Origin of the sequence: Paraburkholderia strydomiana, from assembly GCF_046030495.1 — a bacterium.
Lineage (GTDB): Bacteria > Pseudomonadota > Gammaproteobacteria > Burkholderiales > Burkholderiaceae > Paraburkholderia > Paraburkholderia strydomiana_A.
Genome location: NZ_JAQQCJ010000036.1, coordinates 20799 through 43292, shown reverse-complemented (window position 1 = coordinate 43292; position 22494 = coordinate 20799). Strand labels below are relative to the sequence as shown.

General features: G+C 61.1%; 22 protein-coding genes and 1 pseudogene. 17 read left to right on the top strand and 6 right to left on the bottom strand.

The window, feature by feature from the left end:
• The first annotated feature begins 256 nt into the window (after nt 1–256).
• From PQQ53_RS32165 to PQQ53_RS32155, 3 genes are all read left to right on the top strand, one after another.
• Entirely contained in the window at nt 257–637 is a 381-nt protein-coding gene (locus PQQ53_RS32165) for a hypothetical protein (protein WP_408148967.1), read from the top strand.
• Between the two features lie 11 nt (nt 638–648).
• Nucleotides 649–870: a YMGG-like glycine zipper-containing protein gene (locus PQQ53_RS32160; protein ID WP_408148901.1), complete on the top strand. Its 222-nt coding sequence runs from the start codon at nt 649–651 to the stop codon at nt 868–870.
• Nucleotides 871–1584: 714 nt separating this feature from the next.
• Nucleotides 1585–3150: an alpha/beta hydrolase gene (locus tag PQQ53_RS32155; protein ID WP_408148903.1), complete on the top strand. Its 1566-nt coding sequence runs from the start codon at nt 1585–1587 to the stop codon at nt 3148–3150.
• Nucleotides 3151–3226: 76 nt separating this feature from the next.
• Here PQQ53_RS32155 and PQQ53_RS32150 read toward each other — a convergent pair whose 3' ends face one another.
• Nucleotides 3227–4051 carry an endo-1,4-beta-xylanase gene (locus PQQ53_RS32150; protein WP_408156404.1) on the bottom strand — a complete coding sequence of 275 codons (825 nt, stop codon included), beginning with the start codon at nt 4049–4051 and terminating at the stop codon, nt 3227–3229.
• A 180-nt stretch (nt 4052–4231) separates the two neighbouring features.
• Here PQQ53_RS32150 and PQQ53_RS32145 point away from each other — a divergent pair, with 180 nt between their 5' ends.
• Nucleotides 4232–4861 (top strand): LacI family DNA-binding transcriptional regulator, encoded by a 630-nt coding sequence (locus PQQ53_RS32145; RefSeq protein WP_408156402.1) that lies wholly within the window; start codon nt 4232–4234, stop codon nt 4859–4861.
• Nucleotides 4862–4867: 6 nt separating this feature from the next.
• The gene (locus tag PQQ53_RS32140) at nt 4868–5284 is read left to right on the top strand and encodes a substrate-binding domain-containing protein (RefSeq protein WP_408156400.1); all 417 of its coding nucleotides are present in this window, start codon (nt 4868–4870) and stop codon (nt 5282–5284) included.
• Nucleotides 5285–5539: 255 nt separating this feature from the next.
• Here the strand turns inward: PQQ53_RS32140 and PQQ53_RS32135 are convergent, their stop codons facing one another.
• The 3 genes from PQQ53_RS32135 to PQQ53_RS32125 form a co-directional block, all read right to left on the bottom strand.
• Nucleotides 5540–6250 carry a lysophospholipid acyltransferase family protein gene (locus tag PQQ53_RS32135; RefSeq protein ID WP_408148911.1) on the bottom strand — a complete coding sequence of 237 codons (711 nt, stop codon included), beginning with the start codon at nt 6248–6250 and terminating at the stop codon, nt 5540–5542.
• Nucleotides 6251–6658: 408 nt separating this feature from the next.
• Entirely contained in the window at nt 6659–8122 is a 1464-nt protein-coding gene (locus tag PQQ53_RS32130) for a mechanosensitive ion channel domain-containing protein (RefSeq protein WP_408156398.1), read from the bottom strand.
• A 119-nt stretch (nt 8123–8241) separates the two neighbouring features.
• Nucleotides 8242–8874, bottom strand: a complete 633-nt coding sequence (locus tag PQQ53_RS32125; protein WP_408148915.1) for an NUDIX hydrolase — start codon at nt 8872–8874, stop codon at nt 8242–8244.
• An 89-nt stretch (nt 8875–8963) separates the two neighbouring features.
• On the opposite strand from PQQ53_RS32125, the pseudogene PQQ53_RS32120 reads away from it, so the two are divergent.
• A pseudogene (locus PQQ53_RS32120) lies at nt 8964–9263 on the top strand (TIM-barrel domain-containing protein); the annotation flags it as partial.
• A 34-nt stretch (nt 9264–9297) separates the two neighbouring features.
• Nucleotides 9298–9882 (top strand): glycoside hydrolase family 31 family protein, encoded by a 585-nt coding sequence (locus tag PQQ53_RS32115; protein WP_408328623.1) that lies wholly within the window; start codon nt 9298–9300, stop codon nt 9880–9882.
• A 256-nt stretch (nt 9883–10138) separates the two neighbouring features.
• Here PQQ53_RS32115 and PQQ53_RS32110 read toward each other — a convergent pair whose 3' ends face one another.
• Nucleotides 10139–10444 carry a BON domain-containing protein gene (locus PQQ53_RS32110; RefSeq protein WP_408148917.1) on the bottom strand — a complete coding sequence of 102 codons (306 nt, stop codon included), beginning with the start codon at nt 10442–10444 and terminating at the stop codon, nt 10139–10141.
• A 907-nt stretch (nt 10445–11351) separates the two neighbouring features.
• On the opposite strand from PQQ53_RS32110, the gene PQQ53_RS32105 reads away from it, so the two are divergent.
• The 10 genes from PQQ53_RS32105 to PQQ53_RS32060 all read left to right on the top strand — a co-directional run bounded on the left by PQQ53_RS32105 (nt 11352) and on the right by PQQ53_RS32060 (nt 21195).
• A complete protein-coding gene (locus PQQ53_RS32105; protein ID WP_408148919.1) occupies nt 11352–12503 on the top strand; it encodes a porin in 1152 nt (383 codons plus the stop codon).
• Between the two features lie 222 nt (nt 12504–12725).
• Nucleotides 12726–13778 carry a LacI family DNA-binding transcriptional regulator gene (locus PQQ53_RS32100; RefSeq protein ID WP_408148921.1) on the top strand — a complete coding sequence of 351 codons (1053 nt, stop codon included), beginning with the start codon at nt 12726–12728 and terminating at the stop codon, nt 13776–13778.
• Between the two features lie 209 nt (nt 13779–13987).
• Complete coding sequence (locus PQQ53_RS32095) at nt 13988–15235, top strand: ABC transporter substrate-binding protein (protein ID WP_408156394.1); 1248 nt, start codon at nt 13988–13990, stop codon at nt 15233–15235.
• Nucleotides 15236–15332: 97 nt separating this feature from the next.
• A complete protein-coding gene (locus PQQ53_RS32090) occupies nt 15333–16358 on the top strand; it encodes a carbohydrate ABC transporter permease (RefSeq protein ID WP_408148925.1) in 1026 nt (341 codons plus the stop codon).
• Nucleotides 16355–17194 carry a carbohydrate ABC transporter permease gene (locus tag PQQ53_RS32085; RefSeq protein WP_408148927.1) on the top strand — a complete coding sequence of 280 codons (840 nt, stop codon included), beginning with the start codon at nt 16355–16357 and terminating at the stop codon, nt 17192–17194. The genes PQQ53_RS32090 and PQQ53_RS32085 overlap by 4 nt, the downstream gene beginning before the upstream one ends.
• 63 nt (nt 17195–17257) lie before the next feature.
• Nucleotides 17258–18595, top strand: a complete 1338-nt coding sequence (locus tag PQQ53_RS32080) for a GH1 family beta-glucosidase (protein ID WP_408156391.1) — start codon at nt 17258–17260, stop codon at nt 18593–18595.
• A 92-nt stretch (nt 18596–18687) separates the two neighbouring features.
• Nucleotides 18688–19818 carry an ABC transporter ATP-binding protein gene (locus tag PQQ53_RS32075; RefSeq protein WP_408156389.1) on the top strand — a complete coding sequence of 377 codons (1131 nt, stop codon included), beginning with the start codon at nt 18688–18690 and terminating at the stop codon, nt 19816–19818.
• Between the two features lie 39 nt (nt 19819–19857).
• A complete protein-coding gene (locus PQQ53_RS32070) occupies nt 19858–20088 on the top strand; it encodes a type II toxin-antitoxin system Phd/YefM family antitoxin (protein ID WP_408156387.1) in 231 nt (76 codons plus the stop codon).
• Between the two features lie 487 nt (nt 20089–20575).
• Complete coding sequence (locus PQQ53_RS32065) at nt 20576–20809, top strand: type II toxin-antitoxin system Phd/YefM family antitoxin (RefSeq protein ID WP_408148933.1); 234 nt, start codon at nt 20576–20578, stop codon at nt 20807–20809.
• A complete protein-coding gene (locus PQQ53_RS32060; protein ID WP_408148935.1) occupies nt 20806–21195 on the top strand; it encodes a type II toxin-antitoxin system VapC family toxin in 390 nt (129 codons plus the stop codon). The genes PQQ53_RS32065 and PQQ53_RS32060 overlap by 4 nt, the downstream gene beginning before the upstream one ends.
• Here the strand turns inward: PQQ53_RS32060 and PQQ53_RS32055 are convergent.
• On the bottom strand, nt 21174–22226 hold the full coding sequence (locus tag PQQ53_RS32055; RefSeq protein WP_121324568.1) for a LacI family DNA-binding transcriptional regulator: 1053 nt from the start codon (nt 22224–22226) through the stop codon (nt 21174–21176). The genes PQQ53_RS32060 and PQQ53_RS32055 overlap by 22 nt on opposite strands.
• Nucleotides 22227–22494: the final 268 nt, after the last annotated feature.

Genomic DNA, 22494 nt, shown 5'->3' with positions numbered 1-22494 from the left:
GTTCAGGTTGGCTGACTGTGCCGGCCGACCGGTCGTATCCGCAATCAATTCCAGTGATCCGGGTAGACATCTGTCATTCTGCGCATCGTTGGAATAGCTCTCCGGTAACGCCGGAGCGGATGCCTTCACTGCGTAAGTCGAGTCTGAAAAGGAGACCCAAACAGCCCCCAGACCATTTCTCGACACAATTCGATCGACGCCGCCGGAGACGGTCGGCAGCAAGCTGCTGGAGAACATAACTTCCATGGAGTACGTGATGGCAACTAAACCACAATGGCGAACGCTGTTATCTCTGGGTTGTCTGTCGTTCGTCCTGATGGGCAATGCCGCCCGCGCAGAAAGCATTCCGATTGTGACGGGCGAGCAATGGGTCGCGTCGTCGCCGGAGGCCAAGAAGGCGTATCTCGTCGGCGTCGCCAATGTGCTTGAAATCGAGCGCGCCTACGCCGGCAATACGGCCGCCCATAGCAACGATATCGCGCCGCGCTTCGCCAAAGGCATGCAAGGTCAAACTCTCGATAGCGTGCGCCAGGGGCTCGACAACTGGTACGCCGCGAATCCGACGAGAATCCAGCACCCGGTGATTGAGACCCTGTGGTTTGAAATGGTCATGCCCGGCCTGAAGAAAAACCAATGAGGAAGACGATCATGAAACGACTTGGATGGATCATGAGCATTGGCGTTTTCGCGGCCGTGGTCGGATGTACGGACATGAGCGCGCAACAACAGGGAACGATGAGCGGCGCGGCGATCGGCGCGGCCGGCGGCGCGGGCATTGCGGCGATCTCGGGCGGCGACGCATGGACCGGCGCGCTCATTGGCGGTGCGGCGGGTGGGGTGGCTGGCAATATCAGGGGCGGGCGACAGTAAGACGCCAGGACGGACGGGACGCGGAGTGGTCAGTGCGCCACGCCCCGTCAGCGTTCGTAGTGCGCGTCGACGCGCTTTGCATCACGCCGGGCGGTTCGGCTGTCGAGTCGTCCGGCCATCTAACGGCATGGGCCTGAGTGCCTACTGCCGCATTACAAACAGCAATCCGATTCTGCGCGTCGCCGGCGAGTTGCCGCAAGCCGAAGCAATGTGAAAGCCTTCCATTGTGTTCACGTCGCGTTTCGCATTCAAGGTGCGGCGCCACCGATCACCCCATTCATCTTTCGAGCACCGCCCATTGCGGCGCCTGCGCCCTTCGTAGCCCAGTCCATCGCACTTCATGGCCTCCTGGGCAAATGTCAAATGGTCATGGCGAGCGCCGAAGCGATTCACCGATCGACACAAGAGTTTGAACGGATGGATAAAAAACCTTAGGATATCCAGGCGGGAACAGGCAACGAACGCGCGCCGTGATCGCAGCCAAACTGGGAAAACCATGACGGCGCTCTTTAATAGCCTCGCTCCGTCGGCTCGATGAACGGCCTTCGCCTTGCAGGCCGTTGCAAGGCCCGGCCAGCGCGTATGATCGGACGATGGACAACCGCGAGCCGAGGCCCCGCGCCCGAGCCCCTGAACGCCGTCGAGGTGGCGGCATGAGCACACGGCGCAGACGCCTGTCTGCGAGAGTGTGCAATCCTCACTAAGAGAGCACGAATGCTACGCACGTCGCTGAAGGTAATAAAGATAAGTGCATTGATTCTGGTTCTGCTGATCATCGCCGCGCTAGGGATGCGCGCATGGTACGCACAGCGTGCTCCGGACCTGTCGGTCTGGCATACCTATGTGCCGCGCGAAATGACGATCGAGGAAATGGACGCCGGCGACTGGAATGCCTACATGAAGGCGGAGGCGCGGATTTTTAACGACGTGCGCGTCAATGTCGTCGAGAAACTGAAGCCAGCCGAGCGCGTGCCGTCGAACCGCTATTACAAAGGCTCGCCGATCTATCCAGAGCAGTTCGCGGAGAACTGGAACCGCTCGTACATCCTCGAACCGTCTGGGCCGCCCGTGGGGGCCGTGGTGATGCTGCATGGCCTGACGGATTCGCCTTTCAGCTTGCGCCATATCGCGCGCCGCTACCGGGACCGGGGCTTTGTCGCAATCGGCATCCGTCTGCCGGGACATGGTACGGTGCCGGCCGGGCTGACGCGCGTCGAATGGCGTGAATGGGCCGCCGCGACGCGGCTCGCGGTGCGTGAAGCGCGCCGGCGTATCGGTCCGGACAAGCCGCTGGAATTGGTCGGCTTCTCGAACGGCGGCGCGCTGGCGCTGCAATATGCGCTCGACTCCATCGAGAATCCTGCGCTCTCGCGTCCGACGCGTGTCGTGCTGATCTCGCCGATGATCGGTGTGACCCGCTATGCCCGCTTTGCCGGCCTGGCCGGCTTGCCTGCGGTATTCCCGGCATTCGCGCGGGCCGCCTGGCTCGGCATCGTGCCGGAATTCAATCCATTCAAATACAATTCATTCCCGGTCAACGGCGCGCGCCAATCCTATCTGCTCACGAGTACGATTCAGGATCAGATCAACCGGCTGCATCGTGAGAACAGGCTGGTTGCCTTGCCGCCGGTGTTGACCTTCCAGTCCGTGACCGATTTCACCGTCAGCACGCCTGCGGTCATGTCGTCGCTTTACGATCAGCTTCCCGAGAACGGCAGTGAAGTCGTGCTGTTCGACGTGAACCGCAGCGTGAGATTCAGAACCTTTCTGCGCGTGGCGTCCTATACCGCGCTCTCACGATTGCTGCGCACCGGCCCGCAAAACTATCGCACCACGGTCATCGCGAACGCATCGCCGGACTCGAGCCACACCGTCGCGCGCAGTGTCGATGCGGGCCAGGTGGAGACCCATGTCACGCCTTTGGACATCGAGTATCCGCAGGATATTTTTTCGTTGTCGCACGTCGCGATTCCGTTCCCGGTGACGGACGCGCTCTATGGCATCGCGCCGAACGACGAGGAAAATTTCAACGAAAATCTGGGCACGCTCGCCCCACGCGGCGAACGCGGTACGTTGATTCTGACGCTCGACTCCATGTTCCGGATCGCATCGAATCCGTTCTTCCCGTATCTGCTGGAGCGCATCGACGAGGGCATCGGCAAGCTGCCGAATCCCGTGGTCAAGTCGCCCGAGCGCTCTCACGAAACCGCCGCGGGGCAGCCGGACGCAACGGCTGACGAGCTGCCGGAACTCAACGAGGTCGGGTCTTATGAGCCGTGACAAGCCGATGCCGCTGTAGTCGACGATCGACGAGAGACTGCGCCCGCTCATCGCAGTCTCTTGAATCACGCGAAAGTTACGGCTGATAGGACGGATCGACGATCGTCCAGAACGCCGCTTTCGGCTGCAGGTTGGCCGCGAACAGCAGCGGCAGATTGTTGCGCGGCACTGGCGTCGACGTCAGCCACGTGTGCTTGTCGGTATAACCCCACAGCGTCACCGCCTTGATGCTCGACTCCTGTTCGAACAGGTCGAACACGGCACGATAGCGCTGAGCCTGGGCGCGCATCACGTCGTTCGGCACCGGACGGCCGAGGTCGGGCAGGCACGCATGCGGGTTGCTCCAGCATTCGCCAGAGTCGGTATAGAGGCTCACGTCGAGCTCCGTCACCTGGTTCTCGAGTCCGAGCGCGGCGACGTCGTCGACAGCCTGCTTGATGTTCGGCAGTGGCGGCCAGTTGACGCTGATGTGCATCTGATGCCCGACGCCGTCGATCGGCACGCCCTCGGCGCGTAACTCGCGAATCACGGAGAGCAGTTTCGCGCGCTTGCCTGCATCGTCGGTGTTGTAGTCGTTGATATAGAGCTTGACGTTCGGATCGGCCGCCCGCGCCGCACGGAACGCGATCGCAATGTAGTCCTTGTCGAGCGCGCGATACCACGGACTGTCTTCGCGATAGACCTGATGCGGGTCGTTGGGGTCGCCGGCAAAGAACCAGTCCGGCGCTTCTTTCCAGTCGCCGCTCCTGAAGTGCCAAACGAGCGTGTGCCCGCGCACCGCGATGCCGTGGGCTTGGGCGAATGCGATGATCTCGTCGGCCGGCGCGAAGTTGTACTTGCCCTCGCCGACACCGATCGTGCCCGGCTTCATCTTGTTCTCGGCGATGTTAAGTAGCGGCACGGACCCTCGCTATGCGGGGTTAACCTGACTGATCCGGCGCAGCCGACACGGCGCGCAGCAACCGCGCGACGCTTCATCGTCATCGGCACGCCGAACCTTCGCGGTGCCTACAAACTCGTAGGGCAGCGCGGCGTCAGTTTAATAAGCTTCGCCGGATTACAACCTTGGCCAGACCAGCGCATGGGCATTCGACAGCTCGCCAGCGAGCTCAATCTTTCTGTTTCCACGATCTCGCGCGCATTGAACGACAGCGACGAAGTCAGCGCCGAGACCCGCGAGCGCGTGCGCGCCGCGGCGCTTGCCCACGGTTACGCGCCGAGCAAGTCGGCGGAGAGTTTGTGCAAGGGCCGCCTGGACATCATCGGACTGATGCTGCCGATGCGGCGCGAAGAAGAGAAATACACGCTCGGCGTCTTCATGACGCTGGCCGATGGACTGCAATCGGTGCTGGCCCAGCATGGCATGGACCTCGTCATGTATGCGAGCGAGTCATGGGACGACGAGTTCGCCCGCTTGCGGCGCATTGTCGAGCGGCGCCACGTCGACGGCGTGATCCTCGCCGGCACGCGGCAGCACGACGAGCGGCTCGATTACGTGATGAGCCGCAATTTCCCGTTCGTTGCGTTGGGCCGCAGCGAATCGGGCGGCGAGCACGCGTGGGTCGACCTCGATTTCGAAGCGGCGGCTGACGCGGGTGTCGCGCGGCTCGTGGCGCTCGGGCATCGGCGCATCGGTGCATCGCGCTGGGTGTCCCCGATAACGACGCAATGCATGCGCATGTCTATCGCCGCGCACGGCAGAAAGCGATGAAGCGGCATGGTGAAGGTGCCCGCCGACTACATACAGCGCAACGAGTTGTCCGAGCGTGGCGGCTATCTGATCACGGAGCAGTTGCTGCAACTCGCGCAACCGCCAGGCGCCCTCATGTTCCAGAGCGACTGCATGGCGATCGGCGCCTATCGCAAGCTTTACGAACTGGACAAGACACCGGGACGCGATCTCGCGATCTCGGGCGGCGTGCTGGCGGGCGATCTGCCGGAATACCTGGCACCGCGTCTGACCGGCTTCATGCTCGACGCCTATTCGTTGGGGCAGCGCCTCGCGCAGGCGCTGCTCGCGCAATTTCCCGACCTCGCCGCGGCCTACGGTGCAGCGCGCGAGCCATGCGTGTGGCCGCTGACGCTGCGTGAGCGCGACAGTGACGCCATCCCGTTCCCGTCCCAGGGCCGCTGACCAGACGCTTACGCTGAATCTATGATTTTTAGTGGCATAGCCCCACGCTAGCGAAAAACAAAGTCTGTACCTAACTACATCTCGTCACTTACAGGATCGGGAGATGGTCGCGGGATAGAGGCTGAACGATTCGGCGACTTCTTTGTGCGGCGGGCGAACGCCTCCCGCACGCAGGTGTCGACGCCATTCAAGTTGACAGAAGTCGTGTGCTATCGACCGTGCGCACCGTCAAAATCCATTCCGGTTTATGACGTATCAAAGCCGCTGCAGTTCTTCTCTCATCCACTCGTGAACGGCTCGCCCCAGTTCCTGCTGTGACAGGTCTCGAGGGGAGAAGGCCGGCCCAACAACTACACGAATTCGCCCACGGCCGCTGGGCCAGCCTTTCGCCGGCCAGACCTTGCCCGCGTTGAGGACCACCGGGACAGCAGGTACGCCTGTCGCGCAAGCCAATCGCACGCCTCCCGATGTCATCCTTAACGGCGCATCATGGGGCACTCGGGTGCCCTCCGGGAAAATGACCACGACGTCTCCCTTCGCCAGTCGCTCAGCGCTTTCTTGCGTGACAGCCTGGTGAGCTTGTCGAGCGGAGCCGCGGTTCAGACTGACCATATCGAGGCCGCGCAGCACCCATCCAAAAAAGGGAATACGAAGAAGCTCTTCCTTGAAAACGAAACTGATCCGCCGTGGGAAAAGTGCAAGAAATGCGAGAGTTTCCCAGGTCGATTCGTGACGGCACAGTAGTATCGCTGGCCCTTCAGGAATATGTTCGAGCCCATCAACCGTACATGAGACTCCCGGCAGCACGCGCATCACAATCACCAGTGCCCGGCACCATTGTTTTGCCAGCCAGTATCGTCCAGCCCTGCCGACGAAAGGAAACAGGAGCAGTATGACCATCGAATACAGCGTCCCGCTACCGAGAAGGTAGACGATGAACAACCATTTGGTGAAAGTCGAGCGCATCGGGGCCTGATTCAGATTGATTTCGGGTGAAACACTTCACCGTTGGCAAGTAAGACTACGCCATGAAGGATGGGTTCGCTGCCCAAACCGAAAGTGACGACCCCGCGCCTGAAACATGACGCACTCAGCAAGCCATGGGTTCGAGGACGGCCAAAACCGTAGCACTGATGCCCACCAACACCGGGCAGGCGACCTGGCGGTAAGGCCCTCCCGGAGAGCGCTGTACTGCTCCCGCTGAATTCAAGCCCTTCTGCGGCTTTGCCTCCTGGGTATCGAAGCATTAAAGATTCATGAAGTTGGACCGCAATAATACAGACGTGGTGGCAAGCGTCGCACCACCACGACCTGGTCATCGTGCGAGTTGCTGCATTGGGAGAAGCACGACAAGCGTCTGCATCCGCAAGAAATTCACGAATCGTCGCGCAGCGAGTGCAGTTGCCGAACTTTGTCGAAGAGCCACTGGAAGACCGAATGGTCGGTGTCCTTCGCTGCAGGAATAGCTGTCATTAGTTTGCCAATCGCATCCTGACGATAGGCCAGCAATCGGCACATCTGCTTCGCCACCTGGGGATGCTCTTTCAGGAACGAAGTCATATCGTCCTTGCTTACCTGATAAAGCACGCAAGGGGTAAGAGTCGCAATGGAAACATGCATGGGAAGTCCAGCGAGTAGCCCGGTTTCGCCAAATGTTTCGTCCGGCCCAATACGAGCAATTTCACGGCTGCCGGACGATTCAGCAAAGGTAACGGCAAGGACGCCGGAGTGGACAATTGAAAGACTGTCCGGGACTGCTTCAGACGTCAGAATCTGTTGATTGGCTTGGTATTCGTGTCTCGAAAGCCGCGCTGCAAGCCGTGTGACTTCATCGCCTGTCAGGCTTTCGAACAGGCTGACCCGTTTTAGAAGTGCTTCCTTGGCGTCATGCGCGGTAGGGGTTGGCGCAGGCATCCCCAAGGCACGCAGTGCCACGCCCGATGCGGCGAGATGTCGATAACAGAGGTCGAAAAGCTCGTTGGATGCGCTGAGCTTTTTGTTCATATCGTCGACGAATCCAACCACCTCGTATTGCACCGAGTTCAGCGTGGTGCGCTTCATGCGGGCCGAGGGAGCAGGGGCGGCAAGGATAGCGTTGCAACCGGTCAGCGCCTGGCCTAAGGCATCGAGCACCGTCTTAGGCCGTGCCTCTGGCTCAATCTCCAGGACCAGCGACAGGCCATGAACATTCGCCGGCCTGCTGTTGTTGGAAATCTTTGCCTTTGCGGCGACAGCATTGGGAACAATAAGCGTGTTTCCCTGACCGGTAAGCAAATGCGTGGCGCGCCAGTTCATCTCGACCACCTTGCCTTCAACGTCATCAATCATCACCCAGTCGCCAACCGAGTAAGGTTCAGTGGTGTTAAGCACGATGCCTGCGAAGACGTCGCTGAGTGTGCTCTGGATTGCCAGGCCAAGTACGATGGCGAGGGCGCCCGATGTGGCGACGAGCCCACGCACCGGCAACTCAAGCACGAAACCGAGAGCTGCCACGATCGCGGCAAGAAATACGACAGCACCGAAAACATCCGAGAATAACCGCTGCCGTCGCCACGCACTTGGAAGTAACAGCGTATCAAGGGAGAGGGTGAGCAGTCGCGCCGCCATCAACCACCAGATTATTTCCAGCACCTGGCCTAACCAGTGCTGTTCGACCGCGCCCAGGTCGGGTGCTTGTGTGAATGGACTCAGGCCGGACCCAAAGAGTACCCAACTCAGCACGGAAAAAAGCGCAAGGCGTATCAGGAGCCGCGAGAACTCGTGAGCAGGAAGTCGGAAACGCCACACGATGACGTCGATAGCGACGATACCGAATCCCAGAATCAGTGGATATTTCACAGGCGCTTCCCCAGGAGGCAACCTTGGGAGGATACACACATCGCATCCACATTCGGAGAGATTATGCGATGTCGCCGTTGTGGGCGCGAGCGGCCGCCAACTATCGTGGCAAAGTTGAATCAGTCAAACTCCACACCCCCATTACATTGGAGTTGGTAAAGTTTCCGGACCTGTTGAGGCAAAATGCGACCCAGCGACAACGGAGGCAGTGCGTCAATGTGAAAGAAACCGGCGGCGTTCGTTTCAACGCCGGAAATCTCGCTCAAAGCGCCAATCTCTCCGAGGAACACAAGTTTCCAGATGTGAAAGACAGATGGGGGGTGCCCGTGTTTTGGCATGTCCCAAAGTGCGAGGAGTCGCTTGATGGTTACGGCGTACCCGCTTTCCTCGCGAACTTCACGTACAGCGTTCTCAGCCGGCGAGGCACCGACGTCAGCCCATCCCCCAGGGAGGGACCAGCGACCATCGGCCGCTTCGCGCACGAGCAGAACTTCACCAGTGCCGGTGAATACCGCGCATCGGACGTCGAGCTTCGGATTGGCGTAGCCTTCTTCGCGAGCAAAAAGTTGCGCAACCTCCTCTGTTTGCATGTTAGCGAGTTCGGCTAGCTGGGCGTGGGCAATGCGTAGTATCTCTTCGTAGCGTTCGCGGTCGAATGCCTCCGTCGCGTAATGCAGTCCGGTTTGCGCGATTGCCAACAGCCGACGCGCCTGCGTCAATCTGCGTTCCGTCAATTCTCCAAATCTATTCATGAGACGCTCCGCATCACGAGGATTGAGTGCAAACATACCACTCTAAATTGCTGGCTTCCGTTGCGGGTAACGTCACAACTCGCGCGGCCATGCCACTGCGCGAAGAGCGGCGTGGCAACCCATCGATAACGCATAAATTTCAAAGTTACTCGAAGGTCGGCCACAGTTTGTTGTCACCGGTACAGGCTTTATTGCCACTCGTTACCGCCGCGCCGTCGCCGCTCTTTGCCGAAGGCATGGCGAAGGGCTACCTGCTGCGCAAGCCGAACGGCGACGTCTGGCAGTGGAACCGCTGGCAGCCCGGTCAGGGCATCGTCGACTTTACCAATCCGGCCGCCGCCGGCTGGTATGCGGGACATTTGCGCCGCCTGCTGGAGATGGGGGTGGATTGCTTCAAGACAGGCGGTCGATCATGGCACGCCGATGCTGCGCGCGATGCTGCTGGAATTCCTCGACGATCCCGCTTGCGATTACCTCGACCGCCAGTACCTGCTCGGCGATGCGTTGCTGGTGGCGCCGGTGTTCAACGCCGAGGGCGACGTGGACTTCTATCTGCCCGCGGGACGCCGGACGCACCTATTCAGCGGCAAGCAACTCGATGGCGGCCGCTGGATGCGTGAGTCGCACGGTTTCACGAGCCTGCCGCTCTACATGCGGCCCAATACGCTGCTCGCGCTTGGCACCGAGGATCAGCGTCCCGACTACGACTACGCGAGACGCAGCGAGCTGCACCTGTTCGAGCTGGGCGATGGTGCAACGGCCACCGTGACCCTGCGCGATCTGGACGGCACGGCGGTGACGCATGTGAGGGTGACCCGTCAGGGCGACATGCTGCGGGTCCGGCACGAAGGCGTGCAAGCCCCGTTGCGTCTGGTGCTACGTCGGCGGCATAGCGTGCGGGATGCGGGCAGCTTGCCGATGCAGGCGGGGGAATCTGGCGTAAGCATCACACTGCCGATGGGCGAGGGCGAGGGCGAGGGCGAGGGCGAGGTGACGGTGCGCGTTTGATGGCTCCGTCCTGTCGAGCCGGGCGTTGCGCGCGAGGAACTGACGTTCCGCGCAACGCTTGCGGGCGCCGTGCTCACCGCGGGCGCTGCCGCTTAAGTTGGGCGATTGGTGTAGTCACTGACATGATCTCGCTGTCGTTCAGGTGTTCCAGCGCAGTTCCATTTCCCGGGCGATCAAAGCTGCCGAAGCAGACCACTATTTAGCGCGCGGACGGTTTGGCTTGTCGTCCGCGCAGCGATATCGTTTGATTTCAACGTCAATTCAACCGTCCCCCCGATCGCGAGAGCAGATTGTTCACCGAGGTGACGCCGTCAACGGTGCGGGCGCTCTGCTCGGCCAGCGCGACCTGCGTGCCCTCGGGCACCCATCCGACCAGTGTGACCTGTCCCGATCGCGCAAAGACGAATACGTGAGACAGGCTGACGCCGCTATGCGCAAAGCTGACGCGAACGTTATGGGCGAGTTGCCGGTCGGCGGCCGACGAATCGCCTTCGGCATGGACCGCCGGTGCGATAGCGCTGGAAATCAACAATGCGAGAGTGGAAGCAATGGCTATTTTCACGATAGCTCCTTAACGAGAGGCAACTGTGCCGGCGAACTCCGGCAGCAGGTCTTCCGGTCCACTACGGGAGGGGCCGCGGAAGGCGATGACAAAAATCCCCGTGCGCACCATGCCTGCCTCTATGGATGGCGCGATCAGGGGTTTTGTCTGTCGGGTCGTTTGGGGTTTTGTTCTCGCCCGGCGAATAGCTTGCGCGTTCATCGTGGGGAACGCGGCGTTGGATTGACGGCGTGACGCCAAGCCGCCGGAGCACACTCGTGAAGACCCATTGAGCGATTTCCGCATGGCGCGGCGAGCCCTCGTGGATGCGTCGACGAGATCGCACTTCGCGATCTGCCAACACGGAGCACGAGTCGTGGCTCAGCGTCGTATCTGTTGATCATAGTCCCGAAAGCCGGGGCCTGCTGACGGCGGCCAGAGCGGCGGTTCGAAGGTTCGTCAGCCAGGTGACTCGCGTGTCACTGCCGGGAGTGTGAAGGAGGGTGACGGCGACATTTTTTGTTACCGGTACCTCGAAATCTGCAAGCGGCGCGCAGTTCGTCGTTGCATTTGCACAACATCAAGATCGGCGCACGTGCGTGTTCGAACGTTTCCTGGCGTCCCGCGAACAGCCCGGCAGGCAGCGCACGTCCTTCTGGCGGCTTTTCGTTGCATGGATTCAAACGGATTTGCCAGGCACATGACCACGGCGTCATGGTCACGAAGCGCGTGCTACTTCGTCATTGAATTGCGCGCAACCGCTATGTGCAACAGCGTTTTCCCTGACACGGAAGATCGATACGCAGCGCATTGGCGCTACCTATAATCGCCTCGAAATGTGTATCGGACATTTCAGCAAAGCGGGGAGTGCGGTGAATCAGCACATCCCGAGCGGCTTGGAGACGCCAAAATGTATATAGGATATCTAATGAAAAAAGAAGTTCTTGCTTTGTCCATGATGGCAGCTGCGACGGTGGCCCACGCGCAGAGCAGCGTCACGCTGTATGGCCGTATCGACAACGGTATTCAATACGAGACCGGCCTGCCGGGTGGTCACGCATGGGCCGCTCAGAGCGGTAACTGGGGCTGCTCGTGGTTCGGCCTGGAAGGCGCCGAAGATCTGGGCGGCGGCACCAAGGCGGTCTTCCAGTTGGAAGGCCAGCTGAACACGATGACCGGCGCGTCCGCAGGCAATCTGTTCGGCCGCCACGCCACGGTCGGCTTCACCAACGACCGTTTCGGTCTGTTCAAGATGGGTAACCTCGGCGCCGGCGAACTGTCGCAGGACAGCTGGGGCACGGACCCACAGCTGATGCAGCGCTACGCCATCTCGACGCTGGTGCGCGGCCGTAACTGGGCAAGCGCCAACAACGGCGCGGAATACAACTCGCCGGTGCTGCTTGGCGGCCTCGTCCTCAAAGGACAGTATTCGCTGACCAACAACACGAGCTGGAACTCGGCGCCGAATAACGCGCAAGGTGTTCCGACCGGTCAGGGCCGCACCAACGCCGTCGAAGGTGTCTACACGTTCGGCAGCGGCGACTTCCGCGTGATTTACGACGAAGTCCGCGGCGCGAACGGTTCGTTCAACAACGTCTACTCGGCTTCGCGCTCCATCCTCGCGGGGGGTACGTATGTCTTCGGCCCGGTGAAGCTGTACGCTGGCTACCAGCATCTGAGCGCACCCGACGCAACCAATTCGAGCATGGGCGTGAGCGACGCGTCGCAGCCGATCGGCGTGAGCGCACCGACCAGCGTCAATCACGAATGGGTCGGCGCAGCGTGGCAGGTGACCAATGCCACGGCGATTACGGGCGCGGTGTTCCACGCGAACGCGAACAACGGCAACGGCAACGCGACGCTGTTCACGCTCGCCGCGACGTACGCCCTGTCCAAGCGCACCTTCCTCTACACGGAAGCCGGCTACGTCCACAACAGCTCGACGTCGAACCTGAACCTGGGCAACGGGCCGTACGGCAACAACAACTTCGATGCGGCGACCAACACGTCGTCCAACAGCAACCCGAACTACGGCCAGAGCCAGACCGGCGTGTTCGCGGGCATCATGACGACGTTCTAAGCTGGACCTGCCTTAACGGGCAAGTAGTGAGTAGTGCGTAGTGTAGTGATCTCCGGGTTTTAAAGTACTGCTTATATCTCTTCACTAGAGAGGCCGGTGCGACGCAATCCTCCACCCTCGTCGCACTGGCTGTTTTTTGGGTCGCCCGCCCAGCGCTTATGCACAACCGGGTAGGGTTTACTCACGTTTGAAAGCGCTTTCAAAAAATCGTATGCTGTGGACATGATCGACGACAGCCCTAATCCACCCAATGTGACACTCGAGGAAATTGCGCGGGCAGCCGGCGTTTCCCCCAGCACGGTGTCGCGCATCCTGAACGGCACGGCGCGCGTATTGCCGGCCAAGCAGAAGGCGGTGGAGCAGGCTATCGCGAGATTCAACTACCGGCCGAACGTGCTGGCGCGCAGCCTCGCGAGCGGCAGGACCGACACGATCGGTGTGCTCACACAAACCGTGTCCAGTCCGTTTTACGCGGAGTGGCTGCGCGGTATCGAAGACGGTCTGTCGGAGACGGGCTTCACCGCGCTCTTCGTCAGCAGTCGCTGGAACGTCAAGGACGAGATGGCGCGCCTCGAGCAATTCATCGCGCGCCGCGTCGACGGAATGATTCTGTTGCATGCCCAACTCGACGAGCCCTCGCTCAACGAATACTCCAGGCATGCGCCCTTGCTCGTGCTGGGACGTTCGCTGCAAAACAGCGCGACGCTCGCGAGCTTGCCGCTCGACAACGTGCAGGGCGCGCGCGACGCAACCCGTCATCTGATCGAGCAGGGCCATCGCAGGATCGCGTTCATCGCTGGGCCGTCCAATCACGAGGATGCGATCGAGCGCCTCGACGGTTACCGGATGGCGCTCGAAGAAGCGGGCATCGGCTTCGACGCCGAACTCGTCGAACAGGGCGACTATCTGGAGACGGGCGGCGTGGCGGCGATGGCGCGATTGTTCGCACGCGGCCCCGTGTTCAGTGCGGTCTTCTGCGCGAACGACCAGACCGCCTATGGCGCGCGGCTCACGATTTTTCATCGTGGTCTGCGCGTGCCGGAAGACGTCTCGCTGGTCGGCTTCGACGATTTGCCTACCTCGTCGTATATGACGCCGCCATTGACGACGGTCCGCCAGCCCACCTATGAAATCGGGCGCCTCGCGGCTCAGGGGATCGTGCAGATGATCCGCAAGCAGCCCATTGCGCTGAACCCGATTCCGCTCACGCTCGTGACGCGGGAAACCACTTGCCGGCTCGCGCCTCCATCGAAGCGAAAAGCGGCGCGAAGTTAGCACATCTCGCAGCCATCAGGCTGCAGCACCCCGAGGGGCATTTTTTTTTGCAACGTCATGAAAGCGCTTTCAAAACTGTCGGGTTTTTAAGTTACCGCTAACAATTCTCAGGTAAAACGCAAGCAAGCACAAAGAAGCAAACGAAGCAAAAAGAAGAAGCAATAAGCAACCGAACGCAATCAACAAAACGGTTCAAAAGGAGACGAGTAATGAAATTTCGCTTTTCAGGTCCTGCCGCCGCCGTGCTGCTCAGCCTCGCGGCAGTCGGCGCGCAAGCCAACACCACGTTGACGGTCGCGGTCTTCCCGAAGCTGGATCAGGAGATCAAGGACGCGCTGCCCGCATGGAAGAAGCTCCATCCGGACGTCGATATCAAGGTGTCGTCGCTGGCGATCGCCGACCACCACAACGCGATGACCACCGCGCTCGCGACCAGCTCCGATCTGCCCGACGTGATGGCGGTCGAAGTCGGCTTCATCGGCCGGTTCGCGGCGGGCGGCGGCCTCGAAGACCTGTCGAAGGCACCCTACAACGCGGGCCAGTACAAGAACCAGTTCATCCGCTACACGTTCGCGCAGGCCACCACGCAGGACGGCGCGATCGTCGGCATGCCGGCCGATATCGGCCCGGGCACGCTGTTCTATCGCAAGGACATCCTCGAGAAGGCCGGCGTCACCGAAGCTGATCTGAACAAGTCATGGGACTCGTATCTCGCCGCCGGGCAGAAGATCAAGAAGGCCACCGGCGCGTACCTGATGGCATCGTCGCGTGATATCGAGGACATCTACATTCGCGCCGACCTGAAGGAAGGCGACGGCGTGTACTTCGACAAGGCCGGCAATCCGGTCGTCACGTCGGAGCGCTTCGTCAACGCATTCAAACTCGCGAAGAAGGCGCGCGATCTGGGCCTCGACGCGAAGATCACGCCGTGGTCGAACGAATGGGCCGAAAGCTTCAAGCGCGGCACCGTCGCCACGCAGATGATGGGCGCGTGGCTCGGCGGCCACCTGTCGTCGTGGATCGCGCCGGATACGAAGGGCCTGTGGCGCGCGGCCAATCTTCCGAACAACGCGTACGCGTCGTTCGGCGGCACGTTCTACGCGATTCCGGTGAAGGCGACCCAGAAGCCGATGTCGTGGGAATTCATCAAGTTCCTGACGACGCGCCAGGACACGCAGCTCGCATCGTTCCGTTCGATCGACGCTTTCCCGGCACTGCTCGCCGCGCAGAACGACGGCTTCTTCGCCGAGCCGGTCGCGTTCCTCGGCAACGAAAAGGCGCGTCTGATCTGGCGCGATGCGGCCGGGCATATTCCGTCGATCCAGCGCAGCAAGTATGACCAGGTGGCCGAAGAAGCGGTGCACTCGGCGCTCGACAAGGTCGTCGACGGCAACGAAGACATTGGCACGGCACTGAAGGAAGCGCAGGACCAGATCGCACACCGCGTCCGGCGTTGAGGAAGCGGCGCGGCGCCGCGCGCGCCGTGCTGAAGTTTGCAATAGCGTGGCCGGCGTCGTTCGCCGGCCTCGCCAGACTGGATGGACGGAACTACCGATGAGCCTTTCGCTGCCCACCCCCGAACCGGCCGCCCCTGACGGGCGCATCGCCGACGTGCGCCTGCCGCTGAGCGCGCCGCGCAAGAAGTCGCTGATTGATCCGGTGAAGATCGCGCCTTACCTGTTTCTCACTCCTTTTTTCGCGCTGTTCGCGTTGTTCATCGCTTTTCCGCTGCTGTTCTCGCTGTATCTGTCGTTCCAGAGTTGGGACGCGACGGCGGGACTCGCCAGCATGAAGTGGGTGGGCCTGTCGAACTTCACCTTCACGCTGACCGACCCGTGGTACTGGAAGTCGCTCTACAACACGGCGTCGATGGCCATCATGTCCGGCTTGCCGCAACATCTGATTGCGCTGCCGCTCGCGTTTTTCCTGCAGACCGCGTTTCGCCGCTGGCGCAATTTCGTCGTCGGTCTGTATTTCCTGCCGTTCATCACGTCGAGCGTGGCGATCGCACTGATCTTCTCGTCGCTGTACTCGACGGACTTCGGCATGATCAATCTCGCGATTGCCGAGATCGGCAAATTGCCGGGCCTGCACTGGATCGTGCCCGCTCATCCGATCGAATGGCTGTACAAGCCAGCTAGCGTCAAGCCGGCGGTGTCGGTGGTGATTTTCTGGCGTTATGTCGGCTGGAATACGGTGCTTTATCTGTCGGCGCTGCAAACCATTCCAAAGGATCTGTACGAAGCCGCGAAGATCGACGGCGCGAACGGCTGGCAGCAATTCACCCGCATCACGATCCCTCTCATCAAGCCGATGATTTTCTTCGCGGTGACGCTGTCCATCATCGGCGGTCTGCAGCTGTTCGAAGAGCCGTTCATCCTGCTGCCGAACGAAGGCATGGGCACGAGCCAATCGGGCTTGACCACGGCCGTCTACATGTACCGCACGGCTTTCCACGACGGCGATTTCGGCACCGCGAGCTCGATTGCATGGCTGCTGTTCATCACCATCGCCGCGCTGATGTGGCTCAACACGCGCATCTTTCACCGCAGCGGCATGAACGAGGAGAACCAGCGATGAAACTGTCGCCACTGTCCAATAACAAGGCTCGCTATACCGGCTATGCAATCGTGCTGACGGGCGCGCTGCTGATGTTCTCGCCGTTCTATTTCATGTTCGTATTCGCGACGCACACCAGTTCAGAAATCTTTTCGATGCCGCCGCCGTTGTGGTTCGGCAGTGCGTTTCTGGACAACATGGCCTCGCTGATGCGGCACATCCCGTTCTGGCGCAATCTCGGCTGGAGCTTCTACACAGCCACGATGCAGACGCTGCTGACGCTGCTCGTCACGTCGATGGCGGGCTACGCGTTCGCGATGTACGAGTTCCGCTTCAAGAAGACGCTGTTCGCGGTCGCGCTGACGGCGATGCTGGTGCCGCCGTTCCTCGGCATGATTCCGACCTTCATGACGATGAACCTGCTCGGCTGGATCAACGAGCCTCGCGCGCTGTACGTGCCCGGCGCGGCTGCCGCGCTCGGCGTGTTCCTGATGCGCCAGTACGTTGCGTCGGCGATTCCGTCCGAGCTGATCGAGGCGGCGCGCATCGACGGTTGCGGCGAATTCCGCATTTACTGGAGCGTGGTGCTGCCGCTCCTGGGACCGGCATTGGGCACGCTTGGGCTCATCAGCTTCATCCAGGCATGGAATAACTTCCTGTCGGCGCTCGTCGTGCTGCGCTCGCCGTCGATGTACACGCTGCCCCTCGCGCTGCGCATTCTGCAAAGCCCGACCAATTCGGATTGGGGCGCGGTGATGGCGGGCTCGGCGGTTGCGGTACTCCCGCTGCTCATGCTGTTCGCGTTCACTTCACGCCGGTTGATCGACGGTCTGACGACCGGCGCGGTCAAGGCCTGATCCGGTTTCATCCGGCTTACTTCGAGCCCTCACCGGGCATGACTATCCAGGACAACATTATTTATGTCGACATATCGGTTCAAGGAAGACTTCGTTTGGGGCGTCGCCACCAGTTCCTATCAGATCGAAGGCGCAGCGCATGAAGACGGCCGCGGCCCGTCGATCTGGGACGCGTTCTGCAACGTGCCGGGCAAGGTCGTGAACGGCGAGAACGGCGATGTCGCGTGCGATCACTATCATCGTCTCGAGCAGGATCTCGACCTGATGGCCGAACTGGGGATGCAGGCCTATCGTTTCTCGATCGCGTGGCCGCGCGTGCAACCCGACGGCCGTGGCACGTTCAACGAGAAAGGCCTCGGCTTTTACGAGCGTCTCGTCGACGGGTTGCTCGAGCGCGGCATTCAGCCGTTCGCGACGCTGTATCACTGGGACCTGCCGCTCGCGTTGCAGGAAGCGCAAAACGGCTGGGAAAACCGTGACACCGCCTATCGCTTCGCCGACTACGCGCGCAAGATCGGCAGCGTACTCGGCGACCGGGTGGCGTCGATTGCGACTCACAACGAACCGTGGTGCACCGCGTGGCTCGGCAACGCGACCGGCTATTTCGCGCCGGGCAACGCAGACCTGAAAAAAGCGGCCAACGTATCGCACCATCTGCTGCTCTCGCATGGCCTCGCGCTGCAGGCGCTGCGTGCCGACGGCGTGAAGGCGCCGCTGGGCATCGTGCTCAACCAGTCGCCGGCGCACGGCGCGACCGATTCGCCCGAGGACCAGGCTGCCGCATCGCTCGAATATTCGAAGTTCGTCAGCTGGTACATGGACCCGCTGTTCAAGGGCGAGTATCCGGCCGAAGCGTTGCAATGGTACGGCGAGAATGGCCCACAAGAAGTGATTCGCGACGGCGACTTCGACATCATCGGCACGCCGATGGACTTTCTGGGTATCAACTACTACACCCGCATTTTCGCGAGCGCATCCGGTGAAAAGCGGCCGCCGGGTGCACTCGGCTTCACGGACATGGACTGGGAAGTCTATCCGCAAGGCTTGACCGAACTGCTGACCGGCCTGAACGCGAACTACAAGCTGCCGCCCATCTACATCACCGAGAACGGCTGCGCGGCGAGAGACGTGCTGGACAACGGGCGCGTGCGCGACACCGACCGCATCAAGTTCTACGACCTGCATCTGGCCGCATTGTCGGATGCTGCACAAAAAGGTGTCGACGTGGCCGGCTATTTCGCGTGGAGCCTGCTGGACAACTTCGAATGGGCGTCCGGCTACGACAAGCGCTTCGGCATGGTGTACGTCGACTACGCAAGCCAACAGCGCACGCCGAAGGACAGCGCGCACTGGTATCGGGACGTGATCGCGCAGCACGCCGGCGCGGCGTTGCCGCGCTAAAGCGGGGACACCGGCATCACAACCCGCGTGACGGCGCCGCAAAGGCGGCGTCGCGTGGGAAAGCAAGGTCAAGGATTCAGGAGAAGCTAGACATGGGCGAACTCGTATTGCGCAACGTAGCGAAGACGTATGGTGAAGGGCCACAGGTCATTCAAGGCATCGATCTTCACATTCCGGATGGCCAGTTCACGGTTTTCGTCGGGCCGTCCGGGTGCGGCAAGTCGACCATGCTGCGCATGATCGCCGGGCTCGAATCGGTGAGCGGCGGTGACATTCTGATCGACGGCGTACGGGTCAACGATCTGCAGCCCGCGGATCGGGGCATCTCGATGGTGTTCCAGAGCTACGCGCTCTACCCGCACATGACGGTCGCGGAAAACATGGGCTTTTCGCTGAAGCTGTCGGGCAAGTCGAAGCAGGAAGTCCGTGAAGCGGTCGGGCGGGCAGCGGAGATTTTGCAGATCAGCCATCTGCTCGAACGCAAACCGAAGGCGCTCTCGGGTGGTCAGCGGCAACGCGTCGCGATAGGACGGGCGATCGTGCGCAAGCCGCGCGTGTTCCTGTTCGACGAACCGCTATCGAATCTCGACGCGGCGCTGCGCGTGCAGATGCGCATCGAGCTCGCGAAGCTGCATCGTGAACTCGGCACGACGATGATCTACGTCACGCACGATCAGGTCGAGGCCATGACGCTGGGCGAGAAAATCGTCGTCTTCAACAAAGGACATATCGAGCAGATCGGTGCGCCGCTCGATCTGTATGACCGGCCGGCTAACCGTTTCGTCGGCGGCTTTCTCGGCTCGCCGCAGATGAACATGCTGCCCGCCACGCTCGTGTCGCAAGGAGATACGCAAACCGTCATCACGCTTGCCGGCGCGACTGAACAGATCGTGTTGCCTGGCCGTCCGGGCCGGGCGCTCGGCGGCAAGCTGACACTCGGGGTGCGGGCCGAGCATCTCGACATCGGCGCGACGGGCGAAGGACTCGGCGCGCGCGTCGAACTGGTCGAGCATCTGGGCGACGTATCGTTGCTGCATGCGCACCTCGACGGCGCGGGGCAGGCGATTTCACTGAAGCTCGACAAGAAGGACGCGCAGCATGCGGTCGGCGCACGCGTCGGCATCAAGGTCGCGGCGTCGGCGGTCACGCTGTTCGATGCGGACGGTGTTGCGGTGCCGTTTGAGCGTAGCGAAGTCGAAGGGCATGTCCACGCGCTGATTTGATCGCGTCGACAACAAACAACCGGCCGGGTGGAGAGCGCAATGGAAAAGCGAGTATCGAAAGCCATATTCAAGTCCAGGGCATGCGAACTGTTCCGGCAGGTCGAGTCGCTGGGGGAAACCGTGGTGGTCACGGATCGTGGGCAACCGACCATCGAGATTCGCCCCTATCGCAGCAAGCTCGGCAATCCGCTCGAACTGTTGCGCGCTTCGATCGTTCATTTCGATGCTACGCAGGCGTCGCCGCCGGACCCGATAGAGGAAGCGCAATGAATACCCTCGATGCTGCGGCGACAACGAGGTTCATTTGATCGGGTATCAGGCGTTTCTAACGTTATCGCTAACGGTCATGCATTCGCCGAGTATGATCTGCAACCTTGCAGCTGCCTTTCACCCGACAACAAGCGCTGGGCGGTGCCGTAGGCGAGTCTCCGGAGCGGTCCTCACGAGACCAGGTAAACTCCGCATGGCGGTCGCGGAATCGTGCTACTAACATAATCTAACGTTAGGGATAACGTTAAATCTGTTCCTGGTTTCACTATCACGACAAAGGCAGCTATCGGCCAGATCGGAGCGCCGCTCCACCTGTGCGACGCTTCATGTTGCCGGACCGTCGCACGAGCGTTGTTGGAAGTAGGGGAGCCGGAGAGAGCTTCCTCGTAGCAGGTTGAAAATCGATAACAAATATCCGGCCGTCAACCACGATCGTTGCGGCCCGATCCAAAAAATAGCTGGTCGAATTATCTGGGTGGAGAGCGCAATGGAAAAGAGAGTATCGAAGGCTATTTTCAAGTCCCGGGCATGTGAACTGTTCAGGCAGGTGGAAATGCTCGGGGAGACCGTTGTCGTCACGGATCGTGGGCAGCCCACCATCGAAATCAGGCCCTACCGGAACAAGCAGGAGAACCCGCTCGAACTATTGCGTGCTTCGATCGTGCATTTCAACATGCAGCACTCGCCCCTTCCCGTCGCGGCGGAGCAGGAAGATCGATGATCACGCTCGATACGCTTGCACTGGTGTGCTGGCTGAGCAGACAGAAGGCGTTGAGTCAGGCAGCACACGATGCGATCGATCGCGAACTGGACGGCGGTGAAATCCTGATTTCGGCGATCAGTGCGCTCGAAATCGCGGAATTCGTCAACGAAGGCCGGCTCGGGTTGTCGATGGACGCGCGCAGCTGGCTGTCGACGTTCGTCTCGATGGAAGGCGTGCGGATGGTTCCAGTGGACACCGAAATCGCCTTGCGCGCGGCGCGGCTGTCGTCCGCGCTCACGTCCCATCAGCGCCTGATCGTCGCCACTGCCCGCACGTTCGGCGGCGCGCTCGTCACGTCGGACGCGAAGGTGCGCGCCTCGACTTACGTGGAAACCATCTGGTGACGTGCGCGGCGGCGCGGCTTCGTGCGGACTGGTCCGGTGGAGTCGCGCACGACCAGTTCCGCCGGCAGCGTGATGCGCTGCGAGGCCGCGTCGATACCGGCGATCCGCGCGAGCAGCGTATTGACCGCCGAGCGCGCCATCTGCTGGAAAGGTTGCCGGATCGTCGTGAGCGCCGGATGAAATTGCTCCGACATTGGGATGTCGTCGAAGCCGATCACCGAAATATCGTCCGGCACGCGCAAGCCCGCTTCCCTGATCGCGGCGATCACGCCAAACGCGCTTTGATCGTTCGCGGTGAAGATGGCGGTGGGCGGATCGGCGAGGTTGAGCAGATCGAACGTGACGTCGAACGCCATCATTTGCGACAGATCACCGGCGGCGACCAGCGCGTCTTCACGCGGCAGCCCGAGCCGGGCCAGCGTGTCGTGATAGCCGCGCTGACGGTCGCGCACCCCTTCGATCGTTTCGTCGCCTGCGAGGAACGCGATCCGCTTGTGACCGAGTTCCGCGAGATGCTCGACCGCGAGACAGGCGCCGCCATAGTTATCGACCGACACCGACGGAAAACCGGTCAGCGTGCCGCGCTGATCGACGACGACGACCGGCACCTTGGCGGTTGCGAGCGCTTCGAGACAGAGCGATTCGCGCGGCAGAATGGCGAGAATCCCATCCGAGAATTGCTGGATCAGGCCGAGCAGGTCGTGATGCGTATCGCGGTCTTCGTCGAATACCGTGTAGACGAGCATCTCGCAACCCGCGCCGCGTGCCGCACGGCCAGCGCCGAGAATCAGCTCGCTGGAGAACTGGGTGTCCAGTGTCGGCGTGATGATGCCGATGATGCCGTTGCGGCCACCCGAGAGTTTCTGCGCAGTGCGATTGACGACGTAACCGATATCCGACGCGATTCGCAGCACTTCGTCGCGAGTTTCCCGCGACACGCCCGGGCGGCCGTTGAGCGCGCGCGAAGCGGTCATCTGCGAGACACCGGCGAGCTTGGCGACATGCTCGAGCGTGGGGGTCTGTCTTGCCATGCGTGATGAAGGCGTACGAGAGGTCATGTCGAATTGGACTCGCTTTTAACGTTAGCGATACCGTTTATATTCTAACTATTCTACCAGAATAGGTTGCGCGCGCCGACCCTTCGGCAGTCAATCTTCTTGTAGCATGCAAGCCGTGCGGGCGGCGACCAGGTAAAATCCCGCATAGCGGTCGTTCGCACGGCGGCCTAACATTCGCTAACGTTAAGGCTAACGTTACGTGGTGTGGTTGATATTCCAATATTCATGAGGGGACACAAAC

Coding starts and splice junctions, on each gene's coding strand:
- PQQ53_RS32155 (WP_408148903.1), top strand. CDS start 1,585: ATGCTACGCACGTCGCTGAAGGTAATAAAGATAAGTGCATTGATTCTG.
- PQQ53_RS32105 (WP_408148919.1), top strand. CDS start 11,352: ATGAAAAAAGAAGTTCTTGCTTTGTCCATGATGGCAGCTGCGACGGTG.
- PQQ53_RS32135 (WP_408148911.1), bottom strand. CDS start 6,250: ATGCGCTCGACTTTCACCAAATGGTTGTTCATCGTCTACCTTCTCGGT.
- PQQ53_RS32060 (WP_408148935.1), top strand. CDS start 20,806: ATGATCACGCTCGATACGCTTGCACTGGTGTGCTGGCTGAGCAGACAG.
- PQQ53_RS32145 (WP_408156402.1), top strand. CDS start 4,232: ATGGGCATTCGACAGCTCGCCAGCGAGCTCAATCTTTCTGTTTCCACG.
- PQQ53_RS32070 (WP_408156387.1), top strand. CDS start 19,858: ATGGAAAAGCGAGTATCGAAAGCCATATTCAAGTCCAGGGCATGCGAA.
- PQQ53_RS32085 (WP_408148927.1), top strand. CDS start 16,355: ATGAAACTGTCGCCACTGTCCAATAACAAGGCTCGCTATACCGGCTAT.
- PQQ53_RS32075 (WP_408156389.1), top strand. CDS start 18,688: ATGGGCGAACTCGTATTGCGCAACGTAGCGAAGACGTATGGTGAAGGG.
- PQQ53_RS32100 (WP_408148921.1), top strand. CDS start 12,726: ATGATCGACGACAGCCCTAATCCACCCAATGTGACACTCGAGGAAATT.
- PQQ53_RS32090 (WP_408148925.1), top strand. CDS start 15,333: ATGAGCCTTTCGCTGCCCACCCCCGAACCGGCCGCCCCTGACGGGCGC.
- PQQ53_RS32165 (WP_408148967.1), top strand. CDS start 257: ATGGCAACTAAACCACAATGGCGAACGCTGTTATCTCTGGGTTGTCTG.
- PQQ53_RS32055 (WP_121324568.1), bottom strand. CDS start 22,226: ATGGCAAGACAGACCCCCACGCTCGAGCATGTCGCCAAGCTCGCCGGT.
- PQQ53_RS32095 (WP_408156394.1), top strand. CDS start 13,988: ATGAAATTTCGCTTTTCAGGTCCTGCCGCCGCCGTGCTGCTCAGCCTC.
- PQQ53_RS32115 (WP_408328623.1), top strand. CDS start 9,298: ATGCTGCGCGCGATGCTGCTGGAATTCCTCGACGATCCCGCTTGCGAT.
- PQQ53_RS32160 (WP_408148901.1), top strand. CDS start 649: ATGAAACGACTTGGATGGATCATGAGCATTGGCGTTTTCGCGGCCGTG.
- PQQ53_RS32080 (WP_408156391.1), top strand. CDS start 17,258: ATGTCGACATATCGGTTCAAGGAAGACTTCGTTTGGGGCGTCGCCACC.
- PQQ53_RS32140 (WP_408156400.1), top strand. CDS start 4,868: ATGGTGAAGGTGCCCGCCGACTACATACAGCGCAACGAGTTGTCCGAG.
- PQQ53_RS32065 (WP_408148933.1), top strand. CDS start 20,576: ATGGAAAAGAGAGTATCGAAGGCTATTTTCAAGTCCCGGGCATGTGAA.
- PQQ53_RS32125 (WP_408148915.1), bottom strand. CDS start 8,874: ATGAATAGATTTGGAGAATTGACGGAACGCAGATTGACGCAGGCGCGT.